A 12,416-nucleotide genomic window follows, 5' to 3' on the forward strand; every position below is an offset into this window, starting at 1 on the left:
AAAACATTACTGTTTTTGCTCCTTTTCATCTCTTTTCATACTAATTTATTGAGGGACTTTTTCAGTGCCCTCGAATTTTCAGAGGTCTTTTTTTGCTAAAACATATCCAGTTCAATAAAAATCCTTATCTTTATTCCGCTGAAATTCAGCATTCAATTTTACGCAGGGGTATCCATTTTTTGACTTTCGCCGATAACCCTGCCCATCGAAAAATTACATAACGGGAAATCTTTTCCCTGAAATTGGCAATTGGCTTTTTAGCCAGATTGTACGAAATTTTTGTTCGCCCGTGGCGAACGAAAAGGAGTAGCAAGAGGGTAACACGCGATGCGATGTTAAGCACTCCTATTCCTTGTTAATCACCTGATTTTTAAACACTTAAAAATCAGCCGATTATTTAGATTTCTACAATTTGCGACAAATGCCCTGTGAGCGCCTATTTTTAGGGAAGGATTTGCGACAAATCGGCGAATTATGGACTCATTTATCGGCATTAGGTTTAAAAAGGAAACAGCAAAGCGTTTTCAGGAATTTTCAAAAATACATTTCAAATCGCACACCGAGGCAATGGCCACGATGCTCGATTTTTTCTTCTACAACGAAATCTCTCCACGGGAAAGATTGGGCCCGACCGGAAGGACGATCGAGGCCAATTTAAAGAAACGGATCAATGCCGTAATCGCCATAATGAGGGATATGGAAAAGACCCAGACCAAACCTACGGTGGCGATGATCGAATCCCTTTTTCAGACCGAAGAACCCAAAAAGAAACCGCTGATCTTAGAGAAGAAATATGTGGAAGAAAAGCCGAAAGTAAGATTTCAGGAAAAGCAAAACCACAACAACGAACTATAAATTTTTGAGCTATGTATATCACGATCACACCTCAAAAATTGGGCAGGAACTATGCCCAAAGTTCGGCCGATTTTGTAGGCTATCTGGAAAAAGAAAACCAAGGTCTGGAGCAGGAAGAAATGGAACACTTTTTCAATCAATATGGCGATGAATTTTCAGCGGAAGAAGTGGTAAAAGATATTGATGGGAACGGTGCAAAACTGAAAAAGAAAGAGCCGAAATTCTATTCGATCACGGTCAGTCCTTCCAAATACGAATTGAACCGGTTACAGAACAGCAGCGAAGATTTAAAAAAGTACACCCGTGAGCTGATGAAGGATTATGTGGCATCATTCAACCGGGAAATCAATGGGCGCCCTGTGACCATCGATGACATAAAATATTATGCAAAAATCGAGCACCAACGAACGTTTAAGGGAACCGACAAACAGATTAGGGAAAACCAACCTTTTGCTACCAAAATACTTCAGCTAAGAAATGAAATCCGAAGCATAGAAAACGGCTCGATGGAAGGAAGTGTTAGGAAGCGGGAACGGGAAATCGCAAAATTAGAAAAGCAGGCCCCACATCAACAGGATGGGAAACGGATCGTCCAAGGAATGCCCAAGGCGGGAAGCCAAAGCCATATCCATATTATCGTGAGCCGAAAGGATGCGTCCAATTCGTTCAGCCTTTCGCCCGGGAGCAAATACAAAGCTTCCGATGTCGAGATGAGGGGGAAACAGGTGAAACGGGGTTTTGACAGGGATAAATTTTTTGAAAATGCCGAAAAGAGCTTTGACAGGACGTTTGGCTACCAGCGGAACTTTGCGGAAACCTACAAGGCGCGGAAGGATTTTATCAAAAACCCAAAAATCTATTTTGCCTCGTTGATGAAATTGCCCACCAATGAAAAGGCAATCGCTTTCAAGTTGATGCGGGAAACGGGCATCCCGATAATGCCAAGCATCCCGACCAATCAGGCGCAGCTCGCCCTAAAGGTTTTCAACAAACTGCGCAAAGGTTTGGACGTGGCCATCAAATCAAGTTCAATCGGTATTTAATTCAAGACGATGGAAATAGAAAGTCTTTTTACGGTACTCTCGGTTATTAGCTTGACTAGTTTATTATTTTATTCGTTTTTCAAGATCAGTCGGTATGCGTTCGCGCTGAATATGCTGCTAATCGCAGCTATCTTTTATTATATTTCCGAAGAGAATCGGTTGATATTGACCCTACTTTATTTAGGTTGTCCGTTGATGCTAATTAATACAGGACTGTACGTTTTTTTGCACAAAACGGAGGAACCGAAAAATGCCGATAGCAAGTATCGTGTAAGCTTTGCAACGAGCAAGGGAAACTTCAAACTCGAAAACGTAAAAAGAGGGGCATCCATCATAGGATCTGCCGGAAGTGGCAAGACCGAAAGCGTGGTTTATGGGTTTTTGAGGCATTTTCAGAAAGAAGCCTTTTGCGGGATCATTCACGACTACAAAGATTTTGAGCTGACTGAAATGGCCTATCCACTTTTCAAGGATGGTCAAATCCCGTTTAAGGTCATTTCCTTTGATAAAATCATCCATAGGGTCAATCCTATTGCACCTCGCTATTTAGAGAACGAGGAAAGCGTAAACGAAGTTTCAAGGGTGCTGATCGAAAATCTTTTGGAGCAAAGGGAATCCGGTACGAGCGGCACTACCAAATTTTTCAATGATGCTGCCGAAGGCTTGATTGGTGGATTGATTTGGAAACTGAAAACCGACTATTTCCAATTCTGCACATTGCCCCATTTAATAGCGGTTTACCAATATCTGGATACAGACAGCCTTATCCAGTTTTTGGAATCCAATACAACATCCAGAGCGATGGCAGATGCCTTTATTAGCGGTAAAGATTCAGAGCGACAGACAGCAGGTGTAAAAAGCACCTTGGCCAATGCGCTAAAACGAATCAGTACACAGCGAATATTTATGGCATTGTCCGCAGACGAAGTGCCACTTAATATAAATAGTCCAGAAAATCCTTGTGTAATTTCAATTGTGAATAATCCGAAATTTGAAACTTCTTATTCCCCTGTCATTGCAACAATAATCCATACTATTACCAAGCAAATGAGCGTGCGGAATTCCAAACCTTCTTTCCTGTTGATGGAAGAAGCCCCGACCATTCGGCTATTGAATATGCACCGTATTCCGGCTACGCTGCGGAGTTATGATATTGCCACAATTTATGTGATGCAGGACAAGATACAAAATGATATGATGTACGGCGACAAAGCGAGCAAGGCAATTTTGAGTAACCTTTCCTATCAATTTTTCGGCAAGGTAAACGACCCGGACACCGCCAAATACTACGAACGCTTTTTTGAAATTATTAAAGACCCGACCAAAAGCGTGAGCCGTGGCCATAACTTGGATTTTGATACACGAGTAACAACTGGGGAAAAAGAAATCCCGAAAATAAGGGCAGATGTTTTCTTTCGGCTGAATCAGGGAGAGTTTATTACCTATGCGGACGGGAAGGATAAAAAGGTGCAGTTTAAATTACAGCAAATTAACAGGGAACTTCCCGAAGAATCTAAACAGTATTCACAGGCAGATTTGGAGGCTAACTTTGAACGGATTTATGAGGAGGCGCGGTCGATATTTGGATAATTAGGATATGCTAAAATTTTCATTAATTTCCTTTTCAATAATCTTATATTTATCCTTCACATCTTCACCCATATAAAAATCTAACAGATCATTTTTATCCAAAGTTCCATCTTCTAAAAACTTATTCAGATACTGTTGGTTGAAGTCTAATAACAACATAGATTTCTTAATTTGTTTTAAAATTTTTTTATTATTCTCAATATTATTCTCAACTAGATTTTTAATCAGGGATATTTCATTTATATCCTTAATGATACGATTTACCAGAATAGCCAAAATATTATTATCGACTTTAACACTCTTAGCATTTAAAGCTATATCCCTTGCCAACATATAAGCTATTGCCAAATTAGAATAATTCCCTTTCTGGGAATCGATTATAGCGATAAAACCAATAGAAGGAATGTAGCCCACATTTTCAAATGCTTTAAGAATTGAGTTATCCACGAGAGAAATATCAAATACGATAAGGCTAACCTTTGAATCCCTATTTGCTTGAGCTTCTATTAATTGACTCCAGGCTGTATCGGTTCTACGAGTAAAAATTTCTTTTGATTCTATATCTCCAAATTTGATACTCTTATCAAACTTGCACTCAATAACAATCTTTAAGTCTTTATTTCCCTCTATCTCGCAAACAATATCACCTGTTTTATTTCGACTGAGTTCACCTTGTTCATTCCCAGTTAAGTAGGCTTTGTCTTTTAAACGCTTATCTTTAAAATACTGATTAAGAAACCCGGCAACTTCATCTTCGGCCAAGTTTCCTTTTATTGCAGATTTATAGAAAAGTTCCTTTTTCATTTCAAAAATTATCTTCAAACTTTCCAGTTCAGTACCCAGTTCATTTGATGTTTTCGATAAAAATGCGGATAGTCGATCTTCCATAAGTGCGAGGACACCAATATAAATAGCTTTTAATAATTTTTCATCACGATCAGACACGGGAAGATTATCAAAATAATTAAAGACTATTTGATTCTCAATTTCAAACTCCTTTACTTCAACTCGTTTCAGTTGTTGATTGAGTCTTATCATTTTGCTTAAACTTTAGAGTACCTGTACCTTCCTTTGATACTTTGGGCTAAATATGTTCCGTGGGATTCAGCACCAATAAGCCCTTTATATTCTCTTTCTGGAAGGTCAAAATATTGATAGACCGTGCCGTTTTTAAATTCTATTTCTAATGTGGATGAATTGTCGTCATAGCCAATAGATGCTATGTTCGATGATTTTACTGGTTTTCTATTCATAATACTTTATTTGATAATTTTACTAATTTTAGGATTTTGAGACCTCCAGGCCTCAATAAATTCTTCGTAGTTAGGGCTTTCTTCCATTTTGTTGCCCCAACCCCCAGGCATTAAAGATTCTTCTGTATCAACAATATCGAATACGATAGGATCTTGACTATCAGGTCTTTTATCCTTCGGTGGAGCTTTGATAAGCGATCTCATAGGAAGCTTTACCGATTCTCCTAAGATTATAGCCTCTCCCGTTTTTAATATTGGGAGCATACTTGTAAGACCTTCCAGATTATCTGTGACAGCACTTGTTATGTGGGCGCGATCAGTAGAGTTCGCCAATCGGAGAGCAAAGAATGTACCACATTGTGAAAGAATTGTAGAATTTATTTCTGACGGTCTTTGACTAACTATCATTGAGCCTATCCCATATTTCCTACCCTCCTTCACAATTTTTTGAACAATCGATAACGCGCTACCTTCAAAGTTTAAATAATTGTGAGCTTCTTCCATTACCAAAAGCAATGGACGTTCCTTGCCTCCTTGCGAGAGGTTTCTTGCCCAGAATAAGCCTTCATAAACTATACGCAGTAAAACTCCGATAATTGTATTTAAAATAGTTATTGGAACACCTGATAAATCCAAAATAGTAATTGGCTTGTCGCTTCCTATCCAACCTTTTATCAGGGAATCTAAATCTTTTTCTATAAATCCATCCTTTTTTGGAGTCCAATCCCCAGGTTTGAAAATAAAATCATACCTTGGAATTCTCAACTTTGAACCCAATGAATGTAACTGTTGGCTATTATTTAAAGGGGTTTCAGGCAAGTATTGAACTCGATCACCATTTGCTTTGGAGGTATTTATTTTTTTAAAAATAGGAGGAATACCCCGAACTGGATCACCTAATATCTTATCTCCATTTTCATCAGTTTCAAAAGCAAGATTTTCCATAATCGTCCCATCCTTGTCCGGATAGAACTTTCCTAGCGTTTCGGTATAAAGGTCATACCAGAGATGATTCAAGCTAAATGGTATGGGAGAATCAATACTAAGGTTATCTATGTCGATTCCGGTTTTAGGATGTTTTTCCAAACTTTTCAACTTAGCTTGCTGAATTCTTTCTAGAATTACATTTTGATCTTTTTCGGCAGCAAATTTTCCAAAACTGATATCACATAATTCTTCAAAATTTAAGGCCCAAAAGGGAATAACCAATTCTTTTTCTTGACTTCCTTCGCTTTTGTCAGCGTTAATTTTAAAAATATTCGCTCGATCTTTTAGAGCTTGTCCATACTCTCCGTGTATGTCAAACACCAAAATTCGTGATGATGGATATTTCTCAGAATCGGATAGCGCATTTAACAGACTTGCAACTGTCGTTGACTTTCCTGAACCAGTTGTTCCAACTACTGCTGAATGTCTCGTAATTAACCTATTTACATCCACCAAAGCAGGAATAGATTCGGCTCCCGCAATATGTCCAATATTTACAAAGTATGGTTTGTCTGGTTGTCCATAGATTCGTTTTAGGTCTACTTCAGATACTAAATGCACTTCATCACTAATTGTTGGATATTGAGAAATCCCTCTTTGAAATTCACCAGATCGATGTCCTTCCCCAACCAGTTGTACAGTTATCCATCTATTTCCATAAGGTTGGTCGTTTTCTGGTGCTGCGCTTGCGCCGACCTGAGTAATAATTCCAAACAAAAAATTGTATCCAATTGGAATTTTAACAAAACTTCCAATTTGTCCAATTTTGTAACCTTCACCATTTACATATGTCAAACCAGATAGTGAATCGTTGACCATTGCTATTCTAATGGTAGTGCCACTAACGTCTTGTACGGAACCAAGATAAGTAGAGTTATTTTTCATCCAAAAGAGTTTGATTATATCCGATTAAAGCTTGAAGGAAATCCCCCATTTTTGAAAAATCACCAAGATCTAAATCGCAAAGAGCTGCTTCTTCGTCATCCCTTTTAGACAGACAATTAGCTAAATTATCCTCATCTTCCAATAAGGCTCCTAATTTCCACTTGCCTCTAACCGTACCAATTATCGCTTCGTCTTTAGCCCATATAGCAAGATTGCCTCTGTTTAATGCAGCATCCACACCTTTAGGGTACTTTTCAGTCGTTGAATCATTTTCTTTATTTTTCTCAGTTAAAGAGCCAAATAACATCGAAATTACCATACTATTTGGGTTCGCTCTTAGTGAACCTAAAATGCAATCATTTATATGCTCGTCGTTAAAAGAATAACCTGAGATAATAAGTAATGCGTTAGGTTTTCTCAAAAAGCGAGAAAGTTGATCCATCAAAGCCAAAAAAGGCATTTTTCTACTTTGGTCATATTTGAGATGAGATGGGTAAATTAGCTGTGAAGCGTCTATTTCTTTAGTTCTGCTTGATCTGAATACCTGATGATTTTTCTTTTGAAACCAATTAATAGAGCCGTGGATTTTCCAAAGACGTGTCCAATGATTTGGTATTAAATCGTCTTCAACTGATCTCAAATCAAAAAATGACTGTCTTGAACCGACAAAACCATCAAAGTAGGGTATGGATAAGTCCTCAAAGGCTTGTTCCACTAGCAAATCATAATTCGTTGTAAATACTTCGACAGGTTTCTCACGATCTATTGATATCCATTTTGCAAGTTTATGATATGGGGATTCTTTATTTGGTAATTCCACATCCAATTTACTTACGATTTTCGTGCATATTTCGCTTTCCAGTTTGATAAGCTCTTCATTGCTAAAGCCTCTAACGCTGTTACCAACCGAAACATCTTTCAAACCTCTTATAAAACTCAAAATATCTTCAATGTTTTTAATACTTTTTTGAGCTAAACTTATTTCATCTAAAAGTTTATCATAATCATTTTTGACATCTGTTTTTGATGATAGTTCCGAACTTAGAAATTGGGTCAATCCGGCTACATCAGGAATCAGAGGCCATTGCTCCTTCGGCATATTTACGGATAAGGGACAGCCAGCAGATATAAAGTAGCCTATTGGTTTTTTGTCTTGGGATAAAGTTTGACGTAAAAACTTAATATGTTTAATAGGATCGTGATAATTATCCATATTGTTGATTGATTTCTGTTTTGGAGTAAATTTAACAAACTTTTAGAATTCGCTTTCAAATTTTCAAGTTTGTTTGAAATAAAGCCAATCTTGGATTTTAAATAAATATAAATTTTATAGTATTTATTTTAGTTTTATGTCTAAAATACATATATTGCTCTAATAATTACTAAAGTTATGGTGGCGGAATATATCGACAAATTGCTGTCTGTGGAAGAATATTCTTTTTCCCTGGAAGAATTGATGAGCCGAACCCAGAAGAGCAAAAACGCAATTTGGCAGGAATTGGCTCATCTGATCGAAAAGAACAAAGTCCTCAATCTAAGAAAGGGCTTCTACCTTATACTGACCCCAAGGTATTCCAGTTTTCGAAAACTTCCCATAAATCTCTATATCGACAAACTTTTCGATTATTTAGGCCGTAGTTATTATTTAGGTTTTTACAGTGCAGCAAAAGCCTATGGAGCAAGCCATCAACAATCTCAGCGCGATTATGTAATGACATCCTCCCCGAAACTGTTGGATATTCAGAAATCGGCCATTGATATCCGTTTTTTGACCACTTCCGCTTGGCCGGAACAAAATATACTTTCAAAAAAATCAGATGCCGGAATCTACCATATTTCCAGTCCGGCTTTAACCTTGGCCGATCTGGTACATTATCAGAACAAATTAGGCGGGCTGAACCGAATGTTATCCACCATTGAAGAATTATTGGAAGAAGTCAACCAAAAAGACCTAGAAGATTTGTTGAGCTGGTATAGCAACAAAGCCACACTTCAACGATTAGGTTTTTTATTGGATCAAATAGATGAAGAGAATAGTTTTTCTGCTTTAATTTTTCAACATTTGGAAAAACAAAAAATACATCCGGTTTTATTAAAGCCAACCAACCAGCAAAGACCCGGTTCGGTGGATAATAAATGGAAGGTAGATACTAACCTACAGTTAGAAAGCGACCTATGATTTCAAAACCTTATATAGCCCAATGGCGGGAATACGCATCTTGGAAAGAATTTGCACAGGTTGAACAGGATTTGATTATTAGTCGGGCGTTGGTAGCAATTTTTGCCGATGATTTTCTAAGGGAAAACCTTGCTTTCCGGGGCGGCACCGCTCTACATAAATTATATCTGAACCCGGCACCGAGATATTCCGAGGATATTGACCTTGTACAGGTTCGGGAAGGCCCTATCAAACCCATTATGAAGCGCATTGGCGAGGTCATTACTTTTTTTGAGGAAGACAGGCGTACACAGGTAAGAGGGCACGGAGCAAAAGCGCTGTACAGGTTTACATCGGAATATGAAGAAGAACGTCGCCGACTAAAATTAGAGATTAATTGTAAAGAACACTTCAACGTACTCGATTGGGTAGATTTCCCTTTTGAAATGGCGAACCCTTGGTTTTCGGGGAGAGCTGATATTAAAACATATAAAATCAATGAACTTTTGGGCACGAAGTTGAGGGCGCTTTATCAACGAAGTAAAGGAAGGGATTTGTTTGATCTGGATTATTCCAGACAATATATGAAACTCGATATTGATGAGATTATCAAGTGCTTTAGGGTTTATATGGAATCTTCCGTTGGCAAAGTCCCTTCCCAAAAAGAGTTCCTACAAAATATGGAAGCCAAGAAAAACGATGCAGCTTTTGAAGGCGATATGGAAGGTTTGTTACGGCCGGAAATCCTATACGATCAAAAAGCTGCTTTCCATTGGTTGAAAGAAACGGTTATTCCAAGAATGTGATTATTTTAAAAAGGCGATTTATCCTTTGAACCTCTTGCAGTAGCCAACCACTTGCCGTCCTGCTTAATCAGTTTAAAAATACCAGGCGTTTTATCGTATGCTGTGTTATATTTTACCCAAGCCACATCGCCCATAATCGTATCCTGCAAAACAGTAAAGTTAGAATCATCCTTTGGTGTAGCGTTGAACATATTTATGGTATTCATATAGTTGGAATACGCCTGTGGTGTGGAATGTGCTTTTAAGGTTTCCTCATCTTTTTCATAAAAGCTTTCAATGACAATTTGGGCTGTAGCACTTGGTCCTGAAATTTTAGTTTCAGAATCAGCACAAGAAAGGAACAGTAATGTGAGCGAAAAAACGACATTTTTTTTCATAACAGTATTAATTTGGGTTATTAATATATCTATGTGATAGTTTCATTTCAATATTTCGTTCGCCATCCTTTTCATTCAATTCCAAAACTGCCCTACGGTCATTGGATAATGAAAACTTGGGCAACACATAAACGAAGCGAACCGTTTCACTTTCTGTAATTTTTGAAGGCAGATTATTTATGTAAATAGGTTCTTGATAGAGGCGTTGTAACGATTTTCTTTTTCCTTTTTGCCGAGTTTCAATCGACAGGTTCAAGAAATTCAAATCGTAATCCAAAGCAGAATTATTTTCAATCTGGATAACGAAGTAGAGCTCTTCCTTATCAAAAACAATATTCTCAACACTCAAAACAATACTTTCGTTTCGTTTCTTAATTCGACCTATGCGCTGTTTTCTATTGAGAAGATACGAGCAGAATTTTTGGTAATAATAGGTTCTATTATCTACAAGTTCTTCAGAAGATTCAACAAGAACCGAATCAGTTACAATCGGTTTTTCATTACCGATACTATTTGATAACGGAATGAAATAATTGAGCTTAGAGAGCTGTTTCTTATATCTTACAATATACGAAAAAATTGAACCATTTCTATTGACTACTAAAAGGTTACTTTCTTTTCCGGGCTTTGCTTGAAGAAGTCCGAAATACTGTTCTTTTTCACGGTTGTAGGTAAATATAAAGTTATCTGAACCCGTTATGCCTTGCCGTATGGGTTCTGGGAAGAATAGCGCAACGTTTTTGGTGTCGTTTGCATAAATGGTGTCGAGTAAATGAGTGGTTTGTGCTTTTACTTTTGCGAAAGTCGAACAAATAATAAGAGCGGAAATAATGATATAATTTTTCATAAGAGTGCGTTTTAAATGCCCATTATGGGCTCATAATTTCGGTTTTAAGATTAATCTGTAATTGTTCAATACTGTAACCTTTACGTTGCGGTTACTTCGTCTTAGTACTTTTGTAACGCCACCTACTTGCGGAACGGTAGGTATGTTGATGTCGCCAATAATATCGTCCAGAACTTCGGTTGTGGCTTCTGCCCGAAAATTGTTCTGTACGTAGATACCTTCGCTTCCATCAGATATATCAAAAGCTTTAAGTTTTGTGGGATGGTGCTGTATGTTCTCGATTTCAATTAAAGCCCGATTAGGCTGAAAACTTATAAAACCGAAAATGGGTGTGTTCTTTGGCATTTCTTTACCATTAATGGTAGCAGTTTTGGTCAGTCGCATTCGTAATCTGGTATTTGCTTTTACAACTTGGTCGCCATCTACCACTACATAAATGGTTTCGTCTGTGTTGCCGATGATGGATTCCTCATTGGGTTTAGGTGCAGCAGCGAAGAACAATTGATGTTCTAAGCCCAATTCTTTCGCTTCAATTTTTTGTTCCCGTTTTACTTCAGCAGAATTGATTGTTGATACCGCTTTGCGAACAGTTCTTCTTCGTCCCAAGTTTTGATATCGCGTCTCTGAATACTGAATCTTACCAGCCTCATAGATGCTATCTACGATACGCTCTTTTTCGCGTTCGGGAAGGTTTGGGTCGTAAAATCCCAAGGAATCAATCAGCTTTTCATCATAGATGCTGGGTGCATTGTTTTCACGCACTTTCTTCAAGTCGTTAATCGCATCAAGCTTGGAATCATACTCTTTTTGGCCTTCTTCCAAATCAGGAACTAAGGTCTGCTTAAGGTTTTCTGTTTCACTTTCATCATCGCCCATTACCATCACGGAATAGGAAATCAGAAATATGAAAATCACGGTCAAAACCGCTGCAAATACTATCTTGTTTTTTTCTACTTTCATAATAGTGCGTTTTTAATTACCGATTATCGGCTTTCAACTTTCATCTGATATTTTCTTTAAGGTGTTTTCGAAATAGTTAGTAATCAATAATCCGTGCGGATTGTTCGGAAAGTTTCGGTCGACCATAATCAGGTTTCCGGTGGAAACCAATTCGTAGGTGTCGATGATTGAACCTCTATTGATTTCAAAAATGGTCGTCGTGGTAAAACTATACGCACCATCATTTTCGGTTATCCGTGAATCGATGCTCAGCACTTTTTGAACCAATGAATACTGAAGTAATCTATTGTAAACACCATCGGCTTTTTTCTGGCGGTAGAGATTGTCCACGGAACTATTACCCAACCAAAGTGCCTTTTCCAAGTTGCGCTCGTAATTACTGGCATCGATGTTATAGAAATAGTTGTGGAACAGATCTAAATGTGCCAAAGCTTCTACTCTGAAATTCTCTTTTTGGGTCACGACCTTCAGCGGAATGATACTGCCATCGGTATTGATGGCAAAGGCACTATTGAGTGCTTTTTGATTGGTGTTGAATACCATCCAAACCGAAAATGTACTGGAAAGCAAGGTACACACAACAACCGCCAAAACGATAAATCGATTCAGTTTTAGGACATTGTAAATATTCTTATATGGTGTTTTCATATTTAAT

General features: G+C 37.9%; 13 protein-coding genes. 5 read left to right on the forward strand and 8 right to left on the reverse strand.

Going from position 1 to position 12,416, the window contains the following annotated elements; genetic code table 11:
- Positions 1-474 precede the first annotated feature (474 nt).
- Genes RM553_RS03505 through RM553_RS03515 form a run of 3 tightly spaced genes read left to right on the forward strand, consistent with a single transcriptional unit; the run spans position 475 to position 3,488 of the window.
- A complete protein-coding gene (locus tag RM553_RS03505) occupies positions 475-855 on the forward strand; it encodes a BfmA/BtgA family mobilization protein (RefSeq protein ID WP_236979776.1) in 381 nt (126 codons plus the stop codon).
- A gap of 11 nt (positions 856-866) precedes the next feature.
- Positions 867-1,898, forward strand: coding sequence for a MobB family relaxase (gene mobB, locus RM553_RS03510; protein WP_236979778.1), 1,032 nt, complete (start codon positions 867-869; stop codon positions 1,896-1,898).
- Between the two features lie 9 nt (positions 1,899-1,907).
- On the forward strand, positions 1,908-3,488 hold the full coding sequence (locus RM553_RS03515) for a type IV secretory system conjugative DNA transfer family protein (RefSeq protein ID WP_236979780.1): 1,581 nt from the start codon (positions 1,908-1,910) through the stop codon (positions 3,486-3,488).
- Here the strand turns inward: RM553_RS03515 and RM553_RS03520 are convergent, their stop codons facing one another.
- The 4 genes from RM553_RS03520 to RM553_RS03535 are packed head-to-tail and all read right to left on the reverse strand — an operon-like array spanning position 3,489 to position 7,826.
- Positions 3,489-4,526, reverse strand: a complete 1,038-nt coding sequence (locus tag RM553_RS03520; protein WP_236979782.1) for a hypothetical protein — start codon at positions 4,524-4,526, stop codon at positions 3,489-3,491.
- 5 nt (positions 4,527-4,531) lie between these two features.
- A complete protein-coding gene (locus RM553_RS03525) occupies positions 4,532-4,741 on the reverse strand; it encodes a KTSC domain-containing protein (RefSeq protein WP_236979784.1) in 210 nt (69 codons plus the stop codon).
- Between the two features lie 6 nt (positions 4,742-4,747).
- Positions 4,748-6,613 (reverse strand): ATP-binding protein, encoded by a 1,866-nt coding sequence (locus tag RM553_RS03530; RefSeq protein WP_236979786.1) that lies wholly within the window; start codon positions 6,611-6,613, stop codon positions 4,748-4,750.
- Positions 6,603-7,826: an SIR2 family protein gene (locus tag RM553_RS03535; RefSeq protein WP_311533592.1), complete on the reverse strand. Its 1,224-nt coding sequence runs from the start codon at positions 7,824-7,826 to the stop codon at positions 6,603-6,605. Before RM553_RS03535 ends, RM553_RS03530 begins: the two co-directional genes overlap by 11 nt.
- Before the next feature lie 210 nt (positions 7,827-8,036).
- On the opposite strand from RM553_RS03535, the gene RM553_RS03540 reads away from it, so the two are divergent.
- Both RM553_RS03540 and RM553_RS03545 read left to right on the forward strand, forming a co-directional pair.
- On the forward strand, positions 8,037-8,792 hold the full coding sequence (locus RM553_RS03540) for a type IV toxin-antitoxin system AbiEi family antitoxin domain-containing protein (protein WP_311533593.1): 756 nt from the start codon (positions 8,037-8,039) through the stop codon (positions 8,790-8,792).
- The gene (locus tag RM553_RS03545; RefSeq protein ID WP_311533594.1) at positions 8,789-9,577 is read left to right on the forward strand and encodes a nucleotidyl transferase AbiEii/AbiGii toxin family protein; all 789 of its coding nucleotides are present in this window, start codon (positions 8,789-8,791) and stop codon (positions 9,575-9,577) included. Before RM553_RS03540 ends, RM553_RS03545 begins: the two co-directional genes overlap by 4 nt.
- Positions 9,578-9,582: 5 nt before the next feature.
- Here the strand turns inward: RM553_RS03545 and RM553_RS03550 are convergent, their stop codons facing one another.
- Genes RM553_RS03550 through RM553_RS03565 form a run of 4 tightly spaced genes read right to left on the reverse strand, consistent with a single transcriptional unit; the run spans position 9,583 to position 12,409 of the window.
- Complete coding sequence (locus RM553_RS03550) at positions 9,583-9,954, reverse strand: hypothetical protein (protein ID WP_236979792.1); 372 nt, start codon at positions 9,952-9,954, stop codon at positions 9,583-9,585.
- Positions 9,955-9,961: 7 nt separating this feature from the next.
- A complete protein-coding gene (locus RM553_RS03555; protein WP_236979793.1) occupies positions 9,962-10,801 on the reverse strand; it encodes a DUF4138 domain-containing protein in 840 nt (279 codons plus the stop codon).
- Positions 10,802-10,831: 30 nt separating this feature from the next.
- A complete protein-coding gene (traM, locus tag RM553_RS03560; protein WP_236979794.1) occupies positions 10,832-11,761 on the reverse strand; it encodes a conjugative transposon protein TraM in 930 nt (309 codons plus the stop codon).
- A gap of 33 nt (positions 11,762-11,794) precedes the next feature.
- Complete coding sequence (locus RM553_RS03565; protein ID WP_236979796.1) at positions 11,795-12,409, reverse strand: hypothetical protein; 615 nt, start codon at positions 12,407-12,409, stop codon at positions 11,795-11,797.
- Positions 12,410-12,416: the final 7 nt, after the last annotated feature.

Origin of the sequence: Autumnicola tepida (assembly GCF_031846485.1) — a bacterium.
Lineage (GTDB): Bacteria > Bacteroidota > Bacteroidia > Flavobacteriales > Flavobacteriaceae > Autumnicola > Autumnicola tepida.

Bases quoted from the DNA above. Each gene is read 5' to 3' on its own strand.
- RM553_RS03550 (WP_236979792.1), bottom strand. From the start codon at position 9,954: ATGAAAAAAAATGTCGTTTTTTCGCTCACATTACTGTTCCTTTCTTGT.
- mobB (WP_236979778.1), top strand. From the start codon at position 867: ATGTATATCACGATCACACCTCAAAAATTGGGCAGGAACTATGCCCAA.
- RM553_RS03545 (WP_311533594.1), top strand. From the start codon at position 8,789: ATGATTTCAAAACCTTATATAGCCCAATGGCGGGAATACGCATCTTGG.
- RM553_RS03515 (WP_236979780.1), top strand. From the start codon at position 1,908: ATGGAAATAGAAAGTCTTTTTACGGTACTCTCGGTTATTAGCTTGACT.
- traM (WP_236979794.1), bottom strand. From the start codon at position 11,761: ATGAAAGTAGAAAAAAACAAGATAGTATTTGCAGCGGTTTTGACCGTG.
- RM553_RS03530 (WP_236979786.1), bottom strand. From the start codon at position 6,613: ATGAAAAATAACTCTACTTATCTTGGTTCCGTACAAGACGTTAGTGGC.
- RM553_RS03535 (WP_311533592.1), bottom strand. From the start codon at position 7,826: ATGGATAATTATCACGATCCTATTAAACATATTAAGTTTTTACGTCAA.
- RM553_RS03525 (WP_236979784.1), bottom strand. From the start codon at position 4,741: ATGAATAGAAAACCAGTAAAATCATCGAACATAGCATCTATTGGCTAT.
- RM553_RS03505 (WP_236979776.1), top strand. From the start codon at position 475: ATGGACTCATTTATCGGCATTAGGTTTAAAAAGGAAACAGCAAAGCGT.
- RM553_RS03555 (WP_236979793.1), bottom strand. From the start codon at position 10,801: ATGAAAAATTATATCATTATTTCCGCTCTTATTATTTGTTCGACTTTC.
- RM553_RS03565 (WP_236979796.1), bottom strand. From the start codon at position 12,409: ATGAAAACACCATATAAGAATATTTACAATGTCCTAAAACTGAATCGA.
- RM553_RS03520 (WP_236979782.1), bottom strand. From the start codon at position 4,526: ATGATAAGACTCAATCAACAACTGAAACGAGTTGAAGTAAAGGAGTTT.